The organism is Nonomuraea sp. ATR24, from assembly GCF_041950485.1.
Taxonomy (GTDB): Bacteria; Actinomycetota; Actinomycetes; order Streptosporangiales; family Streptosporangiaceae; genus Nonomuraea; species Nonomuraea ceibae.
The window spans coordinates 64,562-82,731 of the sequence record NZ_JBGNUU010000015.1 but is presented as its reverse complement, the minus strand read 5'-3'; the positions used below and the strand labels follow the sequence as shown (position 1 = coordinate 82,731).

The window sequence follows — 18,170 nt, the reverse complement described above, 5'->3', positions numbered from 1 at the left end:
CGCAGGTGTTTTCCCGTTAATGTTGCGATTCGGTATCGACTAGTGATACGCGAGTTGAGCTCTCGTTCGCCGTCAATCGGGTGACGACACGTCATCCAGGGCCTCTCGGATCTCGATCGGCAGCACCACGTCCTCGGCCGGGAGGGTGCTCCTGAGCTGCGCCAGCGTGCGGGCGCCGACGATCGCCGAGGCCACCCCGGGCTGGTCGCGCACCCAGGACAGCGCGACGGCCAAGGGCGAGACCCCCAGCCCGTCGGCCGCGGTCATGACCGATTCCACCACCCGGCGGCTGCGTTCGTCGAGATACGGGCGGACGAAATCCGCGAAATGCGGCGTGGCGGCCCGGGAATCGGCCGGGATGCCCGTCCGGTACTTGCCCGTCAGCACGCCCCGGCCGAGCGGCGACCAGGCCAGCACGCCGACCCCGCAGTGCTGGGCGGCGGGCAGCAGCTCGCGCTCGGGGTCGCGGGCCAGCAGCGAGTATTCGGCCTGCACGGCGGTGATCGGCACCCGCCCCGGGGTCGCGCGCTGCGTCACGGCCGCCGCGGCGAGCTGCCAGCCGGTGTAGTCGCACACGCCCGCGTAGACGGCCCGCCCCGAGGAGACGATCGCGTCGACCGCGGCCAGCGTCTCCTCCAGCGGCACCTCGGCGTCGTAGGTGTGCAGCTGCCACAGGTCCACGTAGTCGAGCCCGAGCCGGCCGAGCGAGTCGTCGACGGCGGCGATCAGGTGACGCCGGGAGGCGTCGCGCGGCCGGCGCCCCAGCGGGGTCACCACGGCCTTGGTCGAGATCACCAGCTCGGCCCGCGGCACCGAGTCGCGCAGCATCCGGCCCAGCAGCCGCTCGGCGTCGCCGCCGGTGTAGACGTCGGCGGTGTCGACCAGTGTGCCGCCCGCGTCCATGAACGTGCGCAGCTGGGCCACGGCGTCGTCCGCGTCGGTGTCACGCCCCCACGTCATCGTGCCGAGGCCCATCCGGGACACCGACAGGCCGCTGCGGCCGACATAGCGCTGCTCCATGATCCCGCCAGGTTACCGCTCGGGTGGGTGAAACGCCGTGATAGACGCCTGCGACACTTGGGTCGTGACGACGCTGCTTCTGGCCCGCCACGGGCTCACCGACCTGACGGGGCCGATCCTGGCGGGCCGCACCCCGGGGGTGCACCTCAGTGACGCGGGCCGGGCGCAGGCCGCCGCGCTGGCCGGGCGCGTCGCCTCCGTACGGCTCGACGCGATCGTCTCCAGCCCGCTGGAGCGCTGCGTGGAGACGGCCGAGGCGGTGGCCGGCGGCCGCGGCCTGACGGTGCTGACCGACGAGCGGCTGATCGAGTGCGACTACGGCGCCTGGACCGGGCGCGCGCTCAAGGAGCTGGCGCGGGAGCCGCTCTGGCCGGTCGTCCAGGCCCACCCGAGCGCCGCCGAGTTCCCCGGCGGCGAGTCGCTCGCGGCGATGCAGGCGCGGGCCGTGGCGGCGGTCCGGGAGTGGAATAGACGCCTGGGGGAGAAGGCTGTCTACCTGGCGTGCAGCCACGGAGACGTGATCAAGGCGATCGTGGCCGACGCTCTGGGGCTCCACCTCGATCACTTTCAGCGGATAACTGCTGATCCGGCGGCTCTCACCGTGATTCGCTATGCCCCCTTGCGTCCCTTTGTTCTCAGAGTTAACGATATGGGGGAATTGCGGTTGCCCGAGGATTCGGAGGAGAAAGACGGGGGAGAAAACTCCACCGGGAGCGATGCCGCCGTCGGCGGCGGGCCCGGGACCACGTAAGGTCAGGCTATGCCGGTCTTCGACTACGACCCACCGGAGAGGTTCGTGGCTGGCGCCCTCGGGCGGCCGGGCGCACGAGCCTTCTTTCTGCAGGCCAGGGCCGAGGGCAGACTGACCACCGTGGCGCTGGAGAAGCTGCAGGTCGCCGCGCTCGCCGACAGGCTCGACGAGATGCTCGACGAGGTCCTGCGGCTCAGCGGCGGCACCGCCCGGGTGCCGGCCATCGCCCCCGCCGACCTGGCCGACGACGGCCCCCTCGACGTCCCGGTGTCGGAGGAGTTCAGGGTCGGCACGATGGCGCTGTCCTGGGACGAGGAGAGCTCCCAGGTCGTCATCGAGGCCCAGGAGGTCGTCGACGAGGACGACCTCGACGCGCCCGAGCCCGCGGTGCTGCGGGTGCGCATCAGCGCCGGGGCCGCCCGCGCCTTCACCCAGCGGGCGCTCAAGATCGTGTCGGCGGGACGCCCGCCGTGCCCGCTCTGCGGGCAGCCGCTCGACGCCACGGGTCACGTGTGCGTACGTCTCAACGGCTACCGCGGAGGTGAGGCGGCTTCATGACCGCTCCGGAGAGCGAGCCGGCCGTCAGGCCCACCCCTCCCACGGCCATGAACGAGGAGGAGACGCTCAAGCTGCTCCGCGACGGCCGCCTGGAGGTGGCCGGCCGCCTCGTCGAAGCCACCAACATGACCCTCTACTGCTCGGTCACACTCGGCTCGCGCAGCGTCGCCTGCGTCTACAAGCCGGTGCGCGGCGAGCGGCCGCTGTGGGACTTCCCCGACGGCACCCTGGCCGCCCGCGAGGTCGCGGCCTTCGAGGTCTCCCAGGCGACCGGCTGGCACGTCGTGCCGCCCACGGTCTACCGCGACGGGCCGTTCGGTCCCGGCATGTGCCAGCTCTGGATCGACACCGAGCGCGAGGTCGACCTGATGCGGCTGGTGCGCAGCCGCAACCCGGTGGTGCGGCGGATGGCGGTGTTCGACGCGATCGTCAACAACGCCGACCGCAAGGGCGGCCACCTGCTGCCGATGCCCACCGGCCACGTCTACGGCGTCGACCACGGCGTCTGCTTCGCCGTGGAGGACAAACTGCGCACCGTGCTGTGGCAGTGGCGCGGCAAGCCGCTGGCCCGCGAGGCGGTGGCGGTGCTCGCCAAACTGGAGCGCGACCTGGAGTCGGGCTCGCTCGGCCGCCGGCTGCGCGAGCTGCTGACGCTCGCGGAGGTGGAGGCGACGTGGAAGCGGGTGCGCAAGCTCCTCGACACCGGCGTGCACCCCTCGCCCTCCGAGGGCTGGCCTGCCATCCCCTGGCCGCCCATCTAATCCCGTTTACTACGCTTTGCCGCATGTGTACGGTGATCGTGAGAACGGGCCTGCCCCTCACCCTCATGGGGGTGCGCGACGAGTTCGCCGACCGCCCCTGGGAGGGCCCCGGCGAGCACTGGCCCGACTACCCCGGCGTGGTCGGCGGGCGTGACCTCAAGGCCGGCGGCACCTGGCTGGCGGTCGACCCGTCCGCCCGGCGCGCCGCCGCGCTCCTCAACGGCCGCGGCCGCGAGGCCCCCGACGCCGTCAAGGTCTCCCGCGGCGACCTGCCGCTGCGCGCCGTCGCCGCCGGCGACCTGCCCGACCTCGACCTGACCCGCTACGACCCCTTCCACCTGGTGCTCGCCGACCCCGGCCGGGCCCGCCTGTTCACCTGGGACGGCGTACGGCTCACCACGACCGGCCTGCCCGACGGCACCAGCATGATCGTCAACAGCGGCCTCGACCCCGCCAGCGAGCGCGTCACCGCGTTCCTGCCCCGGTTCGCGAGCACCGCCGACTGGCACGAGCTGATCACCGATCCGCCCTCCGCCGACCCCGCCGCGCTCATCGTCGACCACACGCTGCCCGACGGCCGCCGCTTCACCACGCTCAGTGTCACCCTGCTCACGCTCGACACCGGCGGAGTGACGTACGACTTCACCGACATGACAGCTGATCGGGACGGATAGGCTCGAAGACATGAGATCGTGGTCCGCCCCCAACATCCCCAAGCTGCCCGGTGAGAGCGTCCCGCTGCGGCTCTACGACACCGCGGCCAAGCAGGTGCGGCAGACCGACCCGGGCCCCACCGCCCGGATGTACGTGTGCGGCATCACCCCCTATGACGCCACGCACCTGGGGCACGCCAACACCTACCTCGCCTTCGACCTCGTCGGCCGCCTCTGGCGCGACGCCGGACACGAGGTGCACTACACGCAGAACGCCACCGACGTGGACGACCCGCTGCTGGAGCGGGCCGAGAGCACCGGCGTCGCCTGGCAGAGCCTGGCCGAGCGCGAGATCGAGCTGTTCCGCACCGACATGGAGGCGCTGCGCATCCTGCCGCCGCGCGAGTACGTGGGCGTCACCGAGGTCGTCGACCGGGTCGCCGATCTCATCGCCGGCCTCGGCGCCAAGGGCGTCACCTACGACCTCGACGGCGACGTCTACTTCAGCGTCGCCGACGCCCCCAAGTTCGGGCAGGTGTCCGGCTACGGCGAGGCCGAGATGCTCACGCTGTTCGCCGAGCGCGGCGGCGACCCCGAGCGGCCCGGCAAGCGCCACCCGCTCGACTGGCTGCTGTGGCGCGCCGAGCGGCCCGGCGAGCCCGCCTGGGACTCACCGCTGGGGCGGGGGCGGCCCGGCTGGCACGTCGAGTGCACCTCCATCGCCCTCGACCACCTGGGCGCCGGCTACGACGTCGCCGGGGGCGGCTCCGACCTGATCTTCCCGCATCACGAGTGCGGCGCCTCCGAGGGCCACGCGGCCACGGGGGAGTGGCCCTTCGCCCGCTTCTACACCCACGCCGGCATGGTGGGGCTCGACGGCGAGAAGATGTCGAAGTCCAAGGGCAACCTGGTGTTCGTGTCCAAGCTGCGGGCCGCCCACGACCCGATGGCGATCCGGCTCGTGCTGCTCGCCCACCACTACCGGGCCGACTGGGGATACGTGCCGGCGATGCTCGCCGAGGCCGAGGCGCGGCTGGAGCGCTGGCGCTCGGCCGTGGCGCTCGCCGCCGCCCCGCCCGCCGGCGACGTGCTCGCGGCCGTGCGCGAGCGGCTCGCCGACGACCTGGACGCCCCCGGCGCGCTCGCCGCCGTCGACGCCTGGGCGGAGGAGGCGCTGGCGGGCCGGGGCACCGACCCCGGCGCCCCGGCCCTGGTCCGCGACCTCACCGACGCCCTCCTCGGCATCGCCCTCTGACGGGCGCGGCCCGTGGTGGCGCTGACGGGCGCGCCCCGTGGTGGCGGGGCGGCCGGTCAGGCGCCCGCCTCGGCGGCCATGGGGGCCGCCGGGGTGAAGCCGGCGAGCTCGGCCGAGAACCACTCGATGGTCCGCCGCAGCCCCTCCTCGGCGGGCACCTGGGCCTTCCAGCCGAGCCGCTCGGCCGCCAGCGACGTGTCCGGCCGGCGCACCCGGGGGTCGTCGGCCGGCCGGTCGATGAACTCGATCGGCGACGACGACCCGCTCAGGTCCCTGACCATCGTGGCCAGCTCCAGCATGGTCAGCTCGTCCGGGTTGCCGATGTTCACCGGCCCGGCGAAGTCGCTGGCCGCCATCGCCAGGATGCCCGACACCGTGTCGTCCACATAGCAGATCGACCGGGTCTGCGAGCCGTCACCGGTGATCGTGATCGGCTCGCCCATGAGCGCCTGCCGGATGAACGTCGGGATCGCCCGGCCGTCGAACGGCCGCATCCGGGGCCCGTACGTGTTGAAGATCCGCACGATGCCCGTGTCGGTGCCCCGGGCGTGCCGGTAGGCCGTGGTCAGCGACTCGGCGAAGCGCTTGGCCTCGTCGTAGACGCTGCGCGGGCCGACCGGGTTGACGTTGCCCCAGTACGTCTCGCGCTGCGGGTGCTCCAGCGGGTCGCCGTACACCTCGCTGGTGGAGGCGAGCACGAACCGCGCGCCCTTCTCCCGGGCCAGCCCGAGCGCGTGCAGGGTGCCGACGCTGCCGACGCGCAGCGTCTCGATCGGGTAGCGCAGGTAGTCGGCCGGAGAGGCGGCCGAGGCGAAGTGCAGGACCAGGTCCAGCCGGTCGGGCACGTGCACGTAGCCGGTCAGGTCGCATTCGATGATGCGGAACGACGGCCGGTCGATCAGGTGTTCCACGTTGCGTGGGCCGCCGGTGAGGAAGCTGTCCATGCAGACCACGTCCGCCCCCTCGTCCAGCAGCCGCTCGCACAGGTAGGAGCCGAGGAACCCGGCTCCTCCGGTGACCAGCGCCCTCATGACGTGACCTCCATTGCGGCGTCGACGACTTCGGATACTTCGATCTTCAGCAGCCCCGGGTCGGGCCGTTCCCCGTGCGGGTCCCCGTTGCGGCCCGCCCAGAGCGCGACGTGCCGCCAGCCGGGCGGCGGCCCCCACAGCGCGGGCGACACCGGCCCGAACAGCACCACCGACGGCACGCAGAACGCGGTCGCCAGGTGGGCGACGCCGGTGTCGCCGCACACGACCAGCCGGGCCCGGCCGACGAGGTCGATCAGGTCGGCCAGGTCGGTGCGGCCGGCCAGCATCCGTTCCGGCGGCAGCCCGGCCAGCTCGGCGACCCGCCGGGCGATGCCGACCTCGGCGGCGCTGCCGGTGACGACCACGTCGTCCAGCGCCGCCGCCACCCGGGCGAACCGCTCCGGCGGCCACCGGCGCGCCGGGTAGGCGGCGCCCGGGTGCACGATCGCCGGGCCGGTCCGGTCGGAGACGCCGAGCGTCAGGTCGTCCGGGTCGGCGGGGATGCCGTGCCATTCCAGCAGCTCGCACCAGCGCCGCACCTCGTGCAGGTCGTCGCGCCAGGCGGGGCCCGTCCCGTAGCTGATCAGCCTGCCCGGGCCGGTACGGCGCAGCGCCTCGATGCTCTGCGGGCCCTTGCCGTGCAGGTTGACCGCGATGTCGGGCCGCTCGAACGGCACCGGCCCCGGCCCCGACACGTCGAGGTGCGCGTCCACCGCCCCGATGAACGGCAGCAGCGGGCCCAGCACGGCGGGCGCGGCGAGCGTGATCCGGTGCTCCGGGAAGGCCTGGCGCAGCGCGCGCAGCGGGGGGACGGCCGTCAGCAGGTCGCCCAGTCCCAGCCCGCGCAGCACCAGCAGTTCTAGGGCCATGACGTCTCCGTGCCGGGGCAGATGACGAGCTCCCTGATCTCGCAGCCGGCCGGTTGCGACAGCGCGAACACCACCGTCCTGGCGACGTCCGCCGGGTCGTTCAGCCCGGCCTCGGGGCCCGGCTTGTACTGTTCGGGGCGGCCGTCGAAGAAGCTCGTCCGCATGCCGCCCGGCACCAGCAGCGTCACGCCGATCTCGCCGCGCATCTCCAGCGCCAGCGCCCGGGTGAAGCCGACGACGCCGAACTTCGACGCGCTGTAGGCCGAGGCGTCGCTGAGCGGCCGCAGCCCGAGAGTCGAGGCGCAGGTGACGACCCGGCCCCGCGACGCCTTCAGGTGCGGCAGCGCCGCCCGGACGACCGCGGCCGTGCCGAGCAGGTTCACCCGGATCACCCGCTCCCAGTCGTCGGCGGGCACGTCCTCCAGCCGCCCGCACGCGTCGATGCCCGCGGCGGTGACGACGGCGTCCAGGCCGCCGGCCCGCTCGGCCAGCTCCCGCACCGCCCGCTCGGCCTCGCCCCGGTCGGCCAGGTCGGCGGTCACGTGCTCGAAGCGCTGGTCGGGGTCGCGCACGTCGACGACCAGCGGACGCCAGCCCTCCTTCTCCACCGCTTCCGCCGTGGCCAGGCCGAGCCCGGACGCGCCTCCCGTGATCAATACGTTCATCGGATCTCCCTGATCAGATTCGTGGTCGACCGTCCCGGCAGCAGGCTCAGCACGACCGTTTCCGCGCCGAGCCCTGCCAGGACCTCGGATTCGGGCAGGTTCCCGCCCTCGTAGTCGCCGCCCTTCACCCACACGTCGGGGCGGAGCAGCTCGATCGCGTCCACGGGGGTGTCCTCGTCGAACACCAGCACCGCGTCCACGCAGCTCAGCGCGCGCAGCACCTCGACCCGGTCGCGGACGTCCACGACCGGCCGGGCGGGGCCCTTGAGCCTGCGCACCGACGCGTCGGAGTTGACGCAGACGACGAGCGCGTCGCCCAGCGCCCTGGCCCGCCGCAGCAGGCTCACGTGCCCGGCGTGCAGCAGGTCGAAGCAGCCCCCGGTGGCGATCAGCCGCCCGCCGGAGGCCCGGGTGAGCTCGGCCACCTCGACCGCGGTGCGCGGCCGGTCGCCCAGCTCCTGCTCCTGGACGCGGACCGCGGCGGCGCCGCCGCGCGCGACGAAGCGCGAAGCCTCGCCGACGCCGATCGTCACCGCCTCCTCCACGTCCGCGCCGGCCCGCAGGGCGAGCGCGGCGGCGCTCGCGAGCCGGTCACCGGCGCCGCACACGTCCTGGCCGGTGGCCAGCACGGGCGCCGGAATCCTGGTGAGGGAGCCGTCGCGCCGCGCCAGCGAGGCGCCACGCGTCCCGGCCGTCACGGCGACCGCCCGGGCGTCCAGCTCGCGCAGCAGCCGCCGGGCGGCCCGGTCGGGGCCGGGGTAGGGGCCGGGGCACAGGCCGCGCGCCTCCGCCTCGCTCGGCGTGACCAGGGCGCAGCCCGCCGGGGGCCGCTCGCCCTTCGGGTGCGGGTCCCACACGACCGGCACGTCCACGCCCCGCAGCAGCTCCAGCGCGACCCGGGCGACGCCCCGGCCGTAGTCGGCGACCAGCACCGCGCCCGCCCCGGCGACCGCCTCGGCCGCCCTGGCGTGCTCGGGCGCCCGCCTGGCCCGGCCGTCGCCGGTGTCGATCCGCAGCAGCGTCTGGCCGCGCGACCTGATCCTCGTCTTGCGTACGGTGCCGCCGCGCAGCGGAAGGCGGACCAGCTCCAGCTCGTCGGCCAGCAGCCCGCACAGGCGGCGGCCGGCCGGGTCGTCGCCGATCGCGGTGATCAGCACCACGTCGGCGCCGTCGCGGGAGGCGAGCAGCGCCGCCAGGCCCGCGCCGCCGGGCCGGGCGCGCTCGGCGGCCACGTCCACCACCGGCACGGGCGCGTCGGGGCACAGGCGCTCGGTCTCGCCCTCGACGTCCACGTCGAGCAGCGTGTCCCCGATCACCACGAGCGGCCCCATCACAGCGCCTCTTCGACCGCGTCGCAGAGCATGTGGATCATCGCGAGGTGGACCTCCTGGACGGTGGCCGTGTCGTCGAACGGCACGGCGACGGTCTCGTCGCAGACGTCGGCCAGCGGGTTCGGCGCGGGCCCGGTCAGCGCCCAGGCGAGGATGCCGGCCTCCTGCGCCGCCAGCGCCGCGTTGATCACGTTCGTGCTGCCGCCGCTGGTCGACAGGCACACCAGCACGTCACCGGGCCGGCCGTGCGCCCGCACCTGGCGGGCGTACACCTCGTCGGCGCCGTAGTCGTTGACGATCGCGGTCATCGAGGAGGTGTCGGCGTGCAGCGGGATCGCCGCGTACGGCTGCCTGTCGTCCTTGAACCTGCCGACCAGCTCGGCCGTCAGGTGCTGCGCCTCGGCCGCCGACCCGCCGTTGCCGCAGGCCAGCAGCCGGCCGCCGGCCGACAGCACGCCCGCCAGCTTGCCGCCCCAGGCGCGGACCGTGACCGCGTGGCCGTCGACCCGCGCCAGGGCGGTGCGGAGCTTCTCCAGATGCGTGTCCATGGCTACCCCCCAAGAGCGGCCAGACGGCGCGGCTGGCCGTCGATGACCTGCGTGTACACGGCCTCGGTCAGCTCGGCGACCCTCGGCCAGCCGTACCGGTCGCGGGCCCGGCGGGCTCCCGCCTCGCCCAGCTCGCGGCGCCTGTCCGGGTTGTCGAGCACGTCGCGCAGCGCCCTGGCCAGGGCGCGCGGGCGGCGCGGCGGCACGAGCAGGCCCGCCCCGGCCACCGTGTCCAGGTGGCCGCCGACGGCCGAGGCCACCACCGGCACCCCGCACGCCATCGCCTCCACCGGCACCATCCCGAACGGCTCATACCAGGGCACCGCGACGAGCACGTCGGCCGAGCGCATCAGCGCCGGCACGTCCTCGCGCGGCACGCTGCCGATCACCCGCACCCGGTCGGCCAGCCCGTAGCGGCCGGCCAGGTCGCGCAGCCGCACCGCCTCCTCGTCGTCGGCCCGCCCGCCGGCGATCACCAGGTCGGCGTCCGGCAGCCTGCGCAGCGCCGCGATCACCGTGTCGACGCCCTTGCGCGGCACCAGCCGGCCGATGCTGAGCACCAGCGGCCGCCCGTCGCGCGGCGCGACCGGCCCGTCCGGGCGGAACGCGTCCACGTCCACCCCGCACGGCACCACGGTGATCCGCCGCTCGGGCACGCCCATCGCGCGCAGCTCCAGCACCTCGTCCCGGCAGGTCGCCAGGATCGCGTCGGCCCGCTCGCCGATCTCACGCTCGGTGGCGATCCGGTGCGCCGGGCTGGTGTCGGCACCGCCCTGCCAGCGCCGCTTGACCGTGCCCAGCGCGTGGAACGTCTGCACCACCGGCACCCCGTCGGCGGCCTCCAGCGCCGCCTGCCCGCTCATCCAGAAGTGCGCGTGCACCACGTCCGGCCGGCGGCGCGCCCACCGCTCGGCCAGCCGCTCGGTGAACTCCGGCATGTACGGGGGAAGCTCGTCCTTGGGCACCGGGGCGAGCGGCCCCGCCTGGACGTAGGAGACCGTGACGCCCGGCGCGAGCGGCACCGAGACGGGACGGACGGGATCGGACCGGCGGGTGTGCACGACCACCGAGTGGCCGCGCCCGGCCAGCGCCACGGCCAGCGCGGCGACGTACACGTTCTGGCCGCCCGAGTCGACGCCGCCCACGGCGGCCAGCGGATCGGCATGCTCCGAGATGAGATCGATCTTCACTGCGCCAGCTCCCTTACTGCCTTGACCACCTGCTCACTCGTCACCTCTGACAGGCACGGATGCCCGGGTACCGGGCACAGGCGCGCCCTGCTCGCGCGGCAGGGCGCCTGCTGGTCACCGAGAAGCACCACCGGCACGCCGTACGGAGCCCAGCGGGCGGCCGGGACGACGGGAGCGAACAGGCTGACGACCGGGGTGCCGACCGCGGCCGCCAGGTGCGCGGGGCCGGTGTTGCCGGCCACCAGCACCGACGCGCCCTCGATCACGGCCGCCAGCTCGGCGAACGTCGTCCTGCCGCCCAGGTCGGCGGCGACCTGGTGGGCGACGAAGGCGGTGAGCTCGCGTTCCTTGCCGGTGACGACGACGCGATGCCCGTCGTCGACCAGCTCCTTCACGGTCTGGCGGTGCTTTTCTGCGGGCCAGGACCGGGCGGGGGCGGTGGTCCCCGGGTGCACCACGACATACGCGCCTTTGCCGGCAACGCCGCCGGCGCTCAGTGCCTGCCCGATCTGGCGGCTCATATCCGGAAGTGGCCGCCGAACTGCGAGTCTGCCGTCGTCGCCGGGCGCGAGTTCGAACCCGGCGGCGCGGGCCAGTTCGAGCATCCGCTCGGCCTCCGGCACGTCCTGGCTCTCGTCCACGACGTGACGCACGTCGAGCAGCGAGCCGGGGTAGTCGTTGCTGATCGCCGAGATGCGGCGCACCCCGGCCAGCCGCAGCAGCAGGGCCAGCGGCAGCGCCGACTGGTGGAAGGACGTGAGGATCAGCGCCTCGTCGATGCCGCGCACCCGCCGGACCAGCTCGTTCACCCGGTCGGCGTCCACGGCCGGCGGGTCGTGGTCGATCCACGGGGCCCGCCACTCGATCACCCGATCCACCCCGGGCAACAGCTCGGCCGCCGCCCGGCCGTGCGGGCCGGCCAGCATCACCACCTCGCGGGCGCCCTCCCGGACCGCCCGCACGGCTGGTCCGGCCAGCAGCACGTCCCCGGCGTCGTCGAGCCGCGCGACCAGCACCCGGCCCCGGCCGCGCCGCGGCCCGCGGCCCGCCGGCTCGCTCTCGGCGGCCGGCTGTGCCTGCGGGCGGGCCCGTGACAGCACCGCAGCGCTCATCGCCGTACCCTCCATTCCCCTCGAAGCCGGTGCGCGCAGGCGACCGGCGGGATCACGACGCTGGTGACGGCCATCCGCGCCACCTCGGCGGGCGTCCGCGGGCCGGGCGCGATCCGCGCCCACGCGAACTCCGCCGTCATCGCCGCCCACCCCGCGGCCGCCGCCCCGGCCGCCCACGCCAGCTTGCGGCTCCCGTACGCCGCCCGGGTGGCGCGCCCGGTCGCGGCCGGCGTGCGGCGGACGGCGGGGAGCGCGGCGGCGGTGGCGGCCAGGGCGAGGGCCGTCAGGCCGAGGGCCGTGGTGACGGCGTGGCGGCGCAGGCGGCCGCGCGGGCCGCCGATCGCCGCCCGCCAGCCGCGCCCGTGCAGGCGCCGCATCAGCGCGTCGTCGGCGTTGCCCCGCTGGAAGCGCACGCTGGACCAGTAACCGTCCTGCCGCAGCGGGTGCACGGTCACGCGCGAGCCCCGCACCAGCCGGTGCCCCGCCGCCCGCACCCGCAGCGCCAGGTCCGCGTCCTCCCGGTACGCGCGCGGGAAGCGCTCGTCGAAGCCCCTCACGATCTCCAGCGCCGACAGCCGGTAGGCCATGTCGGCCGTCGGCCACTCGGCCGTCTGCAGCCCGGCGGTGTGCCGTTCGGCGTCGGTGGGCGGCCGGTCGCGGGGCAGCGGCACCACGATGCGGCCCTGGCTGCCCGCCACGTCGTCCGGCAGGTCGGCCAGGTCCTTCCAGACCGCCTCGGCCCACCCGGGCTCCGGCACCACGTCGTCGTCCAGGAACGCCACCCACGGCGTCCTGGCGAGCCGCCAGCCGGCGTTGCGGGCCGCCGCCGGCCCCCGCCCGCCCGAGCGCACGACGCGGACGTGGGACGGCAGCGCGAGCGGCGGCGAGCCGGTGCGCCGGTCGTCGGCCACGATGATCGGCAGGTCCGTCCCCAGCGCGTCGAGCGTGGCCGCCAGGGACGGCCGCCCGATCGTGGGGATCACCACGGTGATCATGATCCGAACACCTCCGCGCGCCGCACCAGGTACGGGCCGAGCGCCAGCACCTCGACGGGCGAGGAGCCGAAGCACTCCAGGGCGTCACGCGGGTCGTCCACCATGGGCCGCCCCGCCGTGTTGAGGCTCGTGTTCACCACCACCGGCAGCCCGGTCAGGCACTCGAACTCGGCCAGCACCCGCGCCATCAGCGGTTGCGCGGCGGGGGAGACCGTCTGGATGCGGGCGGTCCCGTCCACGTGCACCACGGCCGGGATGCGGTCGCGCCAGTCGGGATGCACGTCGTGCACGAACAGCATGTACGGCGAGGGCGTCGGCCCCCGCCCGAAGATCTCGCCGGCCCGCGACTCCAGCACCATCGGCGCGATCGGCCGGAACTGCTCGCGCCCCTTGACGTCGTTGAGCCGTTCGGTGTTGCGCGCGTGCCCGGGATGGGCCAGCAGCGACCGCTGCCCCAGGGCGCGCGGCCCGTACTCGGAACGCCCCTGGAACCAGGCGACGATCCGGTCGGCGGCGAGCTCGGCGGCCACGGCGGCGGCCAGGTCGGCGGGCCGCGAGTGCGGCACCCGGGCCACCTCCAGCCACGCGCCCAGCTCCTCGTCGGTGAACCCGCGCCCGAGCGCGGCGCTGGTCATCGGCGCGGCGGGCTCGCCGTACGCCTGCGCCAGGTGCAGGGCGCCGCCGAGCGCGGTGCCGGAGTCGCCGGCGGCCGGCTGCACCCACACCTCGTCGAAGGGCCCCTCGGCCAGCAGCCGGGTGTTGGCCACGCAGTTCAGCGCGACACCCCCGGCCAGCGCGAGCCGCCGTTCGCCGGTGCGCTCGTGCAGCCAGGCGGCCAGCTCCAGCAGCACCTCCTCCAGCCGCGTCTGCACGCTGGCGGCCAGGTCGGCGTGGTCGGCGGTCCACGGCTCGCCCTTCTGCAGGGCCTTGGCGTAGCCGTTCCAGTCGACGGGCCCGGCGCGGAAGCCGCCGTCGCCGGTGGAGCAGATCAGCTCACGCAGCTCGGCCAGGTGGCGCGGCGTCCCGTAGGAGGCCATCGCCATGACCTTGTACTCGTCGCTGGAGCGCATGAAGCCCAGGTGCTCGGTGACCTCCTCGTACAGCAGGCCGAGCGAGTGCGGCAGCCGCTGCGTGGCCAGCACCTCCAGCTCGCCGTCGCGGTAGCGGCCGGCCAGGTGGGAGACGTCCTCGCCGCGCCCGTCGCACACCAGCACCGCGCAGTCGCGCCACGGTGAGGCGAGCCCGGCCGAGGCGGCGTGGGCCACGTGGTGCGGCACGTACCGCACCTGCGCCGGGTCCAGCCCGGGCAGTGCCGTGGCCAGGAACAGCGGGGCGCGCACCGCGTAGCGGGTGCGCAGCTCCTCCCAGTCGCCGTCGGGCGCCTGCCGGACCAGGGCGGGGTCGTAGGAGTAGGCCACGGCGTCGACGTCCTCGGGCCCGATCCCCGCCTCGCGCAGGCACCAGGCGGCGGCCTGCTCCGGCAGCTCCCACGCGGAGAACGGCAGCGGGCGCTTGCCGTGCTTGCGGCGGCTGAACCGCTCCTCCTCCGCGGCGGCGACCACCTTGCCGTTCACCACGAGCGCGGCGGCCGGGTCGTGGAAGATCGCGTTGATGCCGAGAAATCTCATCAGTCCTCCCCCTGCGGATGGGAGAACCGCTACCGAGAGGAGCGGCTCTCAAACATGACCCGATCCCGGGAAATGCGGAAACGCCCTGCGCCAAAGGGTGGTTGATTACTCTAAGTAGTTGTTTGCCGGACATGCGGCCGGGTAGCTGCGAGGCACGCGACGGAGGTGGGCAGTGTTCGAACAACGACGTCCCGGGGCCGTGCTCTTCGACCGTGACGGGACCCTGATCAGGGACGTCCCGTACAACGGCGACCCGGCCCGGGTGATCCCGATGCCGGGCGCGCTGGAAGCCCTCGGCAGGCTGCGGCGCGCCGACGTGCCGGTGGCGGTCGTGACCAACCAGTCGGGCGTGGCCAAGGGCCTGCTGACGGCCGACGAGATGGAACAGGTGAACGCCCGCGTGGAGGAGCTGCTCGGGCCGTTCGACGCGTGGGCGATCTGCGTCCACGACGACGGCGACGGCTGCACCTGCCGCAAACCCGCGCCCGGCCTGGTGATCAGGGCGGCCGCGGTGCTCGACGTGAGCCCGCGCGACTGCGTCGTCGTGGGCGACATCGGCAGGGACATGGAGGCCGCCAGGGCGGCGGGCGCCCGCGGCATCATGGTGCCCACGGCGCTGACCCTCCAGGAGGAGATCGACCGGGCCGCCGAGGTGGCCGCCGACCTCATCGACGTCGCCGACCGCGTGCTGAGCGACACCGTCACCGTCGCCGCCGGCCAGGACGCCCGCCACGTGGACTGGAGCCACTGGTGAGGATCCTGCTCTGGCACGTGCACGGCTCGTGGACGACCGCGTTCGTCCAGGGCCGCCACGACTACGTCATCCCGCTCGTCCCCGGCCGTGGTCCCGACGGCCGGGGGCGGGCGGCCACCTACGACTGGCCCGCCGCCGCCCGCGAGGTGCCCTGGGACCGGCTCCGCGACGAGCCGATCGACCTGGTCGTCTACCAGCGGCCGCACGAGCTGGAGCTGGCCCGCGACTGGCTCGGCCGCGACCTGCCCGGCGTCTACGTCGAGCACAACACGCCCAAGGGCGACGTGCCCGAGACGCGGCACCCGCTGGCCGGGCGCGACGACGTCCCGCTGGTGCACGTCACGTACTTCAACGAGCTGTTCTGGGACAACGGCCGGGCGCCCACCCGGGTGATCGAGCACGGCGTGCCCGACCCCGGCCACCTCTACACCGGCGAGCTGCGCCGGGCCGGCGTCGTGGTCAACGAGCCCGTCCGGCGCACCCGCGTGGCCGGGACCGACCTGCTGCCGCGCTTCGCCGCCGCGGCGCCGCTCGACCTGTTCGGCATGAAGGTCGACGGCCTGCCCTACGGCACGTACGAGGACCTGCCGCAGCACGCCATGCACGCCGAGCTGGCGCGGCGGCGCGTCTACCTGCACCCCTACCGCTGGACCTCGCTCGGGCTGGCGCTGATCGAGGCGATGACGCTCGGCATGCCCGTCGTGGCGCTGGCCGCCACCGAGGCCGTCGAGGCGGTGCCGCCGGAGGCGGGCGTCGTCTCCACCCGCGTGGACGTGCTCGCCGACGCGCTCAGGGGCTTCGCCGACGACCCCGAGCGGGCCGCGCAGGCGGGCAAGGCCGCCCGCGCCGCCGCCCTGTCCCGGTACGGGCTCGACAGGTTCCTGCGTGACTGGGACCAGCTGCTCGAAGAGGTATGACCCGATTTCGCCTGGGTAGGCGCGATGGGCATGACGACGACGCTCGAATGGTCACGCAGGGCAGCCTGCCTGGACCTGGACCCTGAGCTGTTCTTCCCGATCTCGCACCAGGGCCCCGGCCGCTCGCAGGTGGAACGCGCCAAGGCGATCTGCCGCGACTGCCCTGTGCGCAGACCCTGCCTCGACTACGCGATCAGCAGCCGCCAGGCGCACGGCGTCTGGGGCGGCACCGACCCCGACCAGCGGCGGGCCCTCATCCCGAAGGCGTTGCCGCCGCCAGGAACCGCGCCCGCTCGTCCTCTTCGAGGTGGTCGCTGAACAACACCCCGTCGAGATGGTCGACCTCGTGCTGCATGACCCGGGCCAGCACCCCGAGCGCGCGCACGGTCACCGGCTTGCCGAACATGTCACGGCCGCGCGCTGTCACCATGTACGCCCGCTCCAGCGGCCACCACACGCCCGGCGCCGACAGGCACGCCTCGTCCGCCGTGATCCGGCGCTCCGACAGCTCCAGCCTCGGATTGACCAGATGGCCCTGCGCGCCGTCGTAGGCGTAGACCAGCACGCGCAGCGGCACCCCGAGCTGAGGAGCGGCCAGCCCGGCCCGGCCCTGACCGGCACGCAGCGTCGCCGTCAGGGACTTGACCAGCTTGCGCAGCTCGCGGTCGAAGTCCTTCACCGGCTCCGACACCACGCGCAGCGCCGGGTCGCCGAACATCCGGATAGGCACCGTCACCCGAAACTCCCCGATACGTCGCGTCGCACTCCCAAGGGGTTTCCCCGGCGCGAGCCCCGCCAACCGCGCGGATCCGGGCTTGTGGCACCACGGTGACAGCCCCCCACGGTCCCAGCGGTAACAGTGCTTTTAGCACGGCGGTAACAGTGCCGAAACGCCCCGATCGCAGGATCGAAGACGTGATTTCACCATCGGCTCTCACCCGTGTGATGCCCCGCCCCGCCGGCGAGGTGCCCGCATGATCCTGGAGACCGCGCCCGACGCGCTGGCGGGCTTCACCGTCGGCGTCACCGCCACCCGGCGGCGCGAGGAGTTCGGCGCGCTGCTCGAACGGCGGGGCGCCCGCGTGCTGAGCGCCCCCGCGATCAGGCTCGTGCCGCTCGCCGAGGACGCCGACCTGCTCGCCGCCACCCGCCTCACCCTGGACGGACCGCTCCACGACGTGGTGATCACCACCGGGGTCGGCTTCCGCGGCTGGATGGCCGCCGCCGAGGGCTGGGGGCTCTCCGGCGACCTGGCCGAGCACCTGTCACACGCCCGGCTGCTCACCCGCGGCCCCAAGGCCAGGGGAGCCGTCCGCGCCGCCGGGCTGAACGACCACTGGACCGCGCCCGCCGAGTCCTGCGACGAGGTGAAGGACCACCTGCTCGCCCAGGACCTGCGCGGCCGCCGTATCGCGGTGCAGCAGCACGGCGAGCCCCTCACCGGCTTCGCCGACGCCCTGCGCGCCGCGGGGGCCGAGGTGATCGAGATCCCCGTCTACCGGTGGCTGCCCTACCGCGACCCGTCGCCGCTGCGCCGCCTCATCAGCCAGGCCGTCTCCGGCGCGGTCGACGCCGTCGCCTTCACCAGCGCGCCCGCCGTGCACGCCATGCTCGGCGCGGCCCGGGCCGACGGGCTGGAGGAGGGGCTGCTGGCCGCGTTCGCCGGGCCCGTCGTGGCCGCCTGCGTCGGGCCGGTCACCGCCGCGCCGCTGACCGAGCGCGGCGTCCCCACGCTGCAGCCCGACCGCTCCCGGCTCGGCGCGCTGGCCCGCGCCCTGGCCAGGCACCTGCCGGAGCACGCCGTCACCCGCCTGGACGCCGGCGGGCACCGGGTGGAGATCCGCGGCCACGCGGCCGTCGTCGACGGCGAGCTCAGGCCGCTGCCGCCCGCCCCGATGGCCGTGCTCAAACGCCTGGCCGCCAAGCCCGGCCACGTCGTCTCCCGCGCCGACCTGCGCACCGTGCTGCCGGGCAGCGCCGCCAAGGAGTCGGCCGAGCACGCCGTCGAGATGGCCGTCACCCGCCTGCGCCGCGCCCTCGGCCCCGGCGGCATCGTCGAGACGGTCGTCAAACGCGGCTACCGCCTGGCCTGCGCCTACGACCCCGCCCCATGACCCGCACCCGTAAGGCAG

Annotated in this window: 20 protein-coding genes; 9 read left to right on the top strand and 11 right to left on the bottom strand. The window is 74.7% G+C overall.

Annotated elements, in window-relative coordinates; all coding sequences use genetic code 11:
- Nucleotides 1-72: 72 nt before the first annotated feature.
- Nucleotides 73-1,020, bottom strand: a complete 948-nt coding sequence (locus tag ACBI99_RS31260; protein WP_219505586.1) for an aldo/keto reductase — start codon at nt 1,018-1,020, stop codon at nt 73-75.
- Nucleotides 1,021-1,084: 64 nt separating this feature from the next.
- Between ACBI99_RS31260 and ACBI99_RS31255 the strand changes: the two genes are divergently transcribed.
- The 5 genes from ACBI99_RS31255 to mshC are packed head-to-tail and all read left to right on the top strand — an operon-like array spanning nt 1,085 to nt 4,998.
- A complete protein-coding gene (locus ACBI99_RS31255; protein WP_219505584.1) occupies nt 1,085-1,771 on the top strand; it encodes an MSMEG_4193 family putative phosphomutase in 687 nt (228 codons plus the stop codon).
- Nucleotides 1,772-1,780: 9 nt separating this feature from the next.
- The gene (locus ACBI99_RS31250) at nt 1,781-2,329 is read left to right on the top strand and encodes a DUF3090 domain-containing protein (protein WP_219505583.1); all 549 of its coding nucleotides are present in this window, start codon (nt 1,781-1,783) and stop codon (nt 2,327-2,329) included.
- On the top strand, nt 2,326-3,090 hold the full coding sequence (locus ACBI99_RS31245) for an SCO1664 family protein (protein ID WP_219505580.1): 765 nt from the start codon (nt 2,326-2,328) through the stop codon (nt 3,088-3,090). The genes ACBI99_RS31250 and ACBI99_RS31245 overlap by 4 nt, the downstream gene beginning before the upstream one ends.
- A 23-nt stretch (nt 3,091-3,113) precedes the next feature.
- A complete protein-coding gene (locus tag ACBI99_RS31240; protein ID WP_357586775.1) occupies nt 3,114-3,764 on the top strand; it encodes an NRDE family protein in 651 nt (216 codons plus the stop codon).
- 10 nt (nt 3,765-3,774) lie between these two features.
- The gene (gene mshC, locus ACBI99_RS31235; protein ID WP_219505576.1) at nt 3,775-4,998 is read left to right on the top strand and encodes a cysteine--1-D-myo-inosityl 2-amino-2-deoxy-alpha-D-glucopyranoside ligase; all 1,224 of its coding nucleotides are present in this window, start codon (nt 3,775-3,777) and stop codon (nt 4,996-4,998) included.
- A gap of 56 nt (nt 4,999-5,054) precedes the next feature.
- On the opposite strand, the gene ACBI99_RS31230 is transcribed toward mshC, so the two are convergent.
- The 9 genes from ACBI99_RS31230 to ACBI99_RS31190 are packed head-to-tail and all read right to left on the bottom strand — an operon-like array spanning nt 5,055 to nt 14,367.
- Nucleotides 5,055-6,029, bottom strand: coding sequence for a UDP-glucuronic acid decarboxylase family protein (locus ACBI99_RS31230; RefSeq protein ID WP_219505574.1), 975 nt, complete (start codon nt 6,027-6,029; stop codon nt 5,055-5,057).
- Complete coding sequence (locus ACBI99_RS31225) at nt 6,026-6,898, bottom strand: glycosyltransferase family 9 protein (protein WP_357586777.1); 873 nt, start codon at nt 6,896-6,898, stop codon at nt 6,026-6,028. The genes ACBI99_RS31230 and ACBI99_RS31225 overlap by 4 nt, the downstream gene beginning before the upstream one ends.
- Entirely contained in the window at nt 6,889-7,563 is a 675-nt protein-coding gene (locus tag ACBI99_RS31220; protein WP_219505570.1) for an SDR family oxidoreductase, read from the bottom strand. The genes ACBI99_RS31225 and ACBI99_RS31220 overlap by 10 nt, the downstream gene beginning before the upstream one ends.
- Complete coding sequence (locus ACBI99_RS31215) at nt 7,560-8,882, bottom strand: PfkB family carbohydrate kinase (protein WP_357586779.1); 1,323 nt, start codon at nt 8,880-8,882, stop codon at nt 7,560-7,562. Before ACBI99_RS31215 ends, ACBI99_RS31220 begins: the two co-directional genes overlap by 4 nt.
- An 11-nt stretch (nt 8,883-8,893) precedes the next feature.
- Nucleotides 8,894-9,442 carry an SIS domain-containing protein gene (locus ACBI99_RS31210; protein ID WP_357586781.1) on the bottom strand — a complete coding sequence of 183 codons (549 nt, stop codon included), beginning with the start codon at nt 9,440-9,442 and terminating at the stop codon, nt 8,894-8,896.
- A 2-nt stretch (nt 9,443-9,444) separates the two neighbouring features.
- On the bottom strand, nt 9,445-10,632 hold the full coding sequence (locus tag ACBI99_RS31205) for a glycosyltransferase (protein WP_357586783.1): 1,188 nt from the start codon (nt 10,630-10,632) through the stop codon (nt 9,445-9,447).
- Nucleotides 10,629-11,744, bottom strand: coding sequence for a glycosyltransferase family 9 protein (locus tag ACBI99_RS31200; RefSeq protein WP_375074129.1), 1,116 nt, complete (start codon nt 11,742-11,744; stop codon nt 10,629-10,631). The genes ACBI99_RS31205 and ACBI99_RS31200 overlap by 4 nt, the downstream gene beginning before the upstream one ends.
- A complete protein-coding gene (locus ACBI99_RS31195) occupies nt 11,741-12,739 on the bottom strand; it encodes a glycosyltransferase family 2 protein (RefSeq protein WP_375074128.1) in 999 nt (332 codons plus the stop codon). Before ACBI99_RS31195 ends, ACBI99_RS31200 begins: the two co-directional genes overlap by 4 nt.
- Complete coding sequence (locus tag ACBI99_RS31190) at nt 12,736-14,367, bottom strand: carbamoyltransferase (protein ID WP_375074127.1); 1,632 nt, start codon at nt 14,365-14,367, stop codon at nt 12,736-12,738. The genes ACBI99_RS31195 and ACBI99_RS31190 overlap by 4 nt, the downstream gene beginning before the upstream one ends.
- A gap of 172 nt (nt 14,368-14,539) precedes the next feature.
- On the opposite strand from ACBI99_RS31190, the gene ACBI99_RS31185 reads away from it, so the two are divergent.
- The 3 genes from ACBI99_RS31185 to ACBI99_RS31175 are packed head-to-tail and all read left to right on the top strand — an operon-like array spanning nt 14,540 to nt 16,356.
- Complete coding sequence (locus ACBI99_RS31185; protein WP_308126249.1) at nt 14,540-15,121, top strand: HAD-IIIA family hydrolase; 582 nt, start codon at nt 14,540-14,542, stop codon at nt 15,119-15,121.
- On the top strand, nt 15,118-16,038 hold the full coding sequence (locus ACBI99_RS31180; protein ID WP_357586789.1) for a glycosyltransferase: 921 nt from the start codon (nt 15,118-15,120) through the stop codon (nt 16,036-16,038). The genes ACBI99_RS31185 and ACBI99_RS31180 overlap by 4 nt, the downstream gene beginning before the upstream one ends.
- Nucleotides 16,039-16,068: 30 nt before the next feature.
- On the top strand, nt 16,069-16,356 hold the full coding sequence (locus ACBI99_RS31175) for a WhiB family transcriptional regulator (protein ID WP_219519072.1): 288 nt from the start codon (nt 16,069-16,071) through the stop codon (nt 16,354-16,356).
- On the opposite strand, the gene def is transcribed toward ACBI99_RS31175, so the two are convergent.
- Nucleotides 16,292-16,774 (bottom strand): peptide deformylase, encoded by a 483-nt coding sequence (def, locus tag ACBI99_RS31170; protein WP_308126248.1) that lies wholly within the window; start codon nt 16,772-16,774, stop codon nt 16,292-16,294. The genes ACBI99_RS31175 and def overlap by 65 nt on opposite strands.
- Before the next feature lie 238 nt (nt 16,775-17,012).
- Here def and ACBI99_RS31165 point away from each other — a divergent pair, with 238 nt between their 5' ends.
- Entirely contained in the window at nt 17,013-18,152 is a 1,140-nt protein-coding gene (locus ACBI99_RS31165) for a uroporphyrinogen-III synthase (RefSeq protein ID WP_219519057.1), read from the top strand.
- Nucleotides 18,153-18,170: the final 18 nt, after the last annotated feature.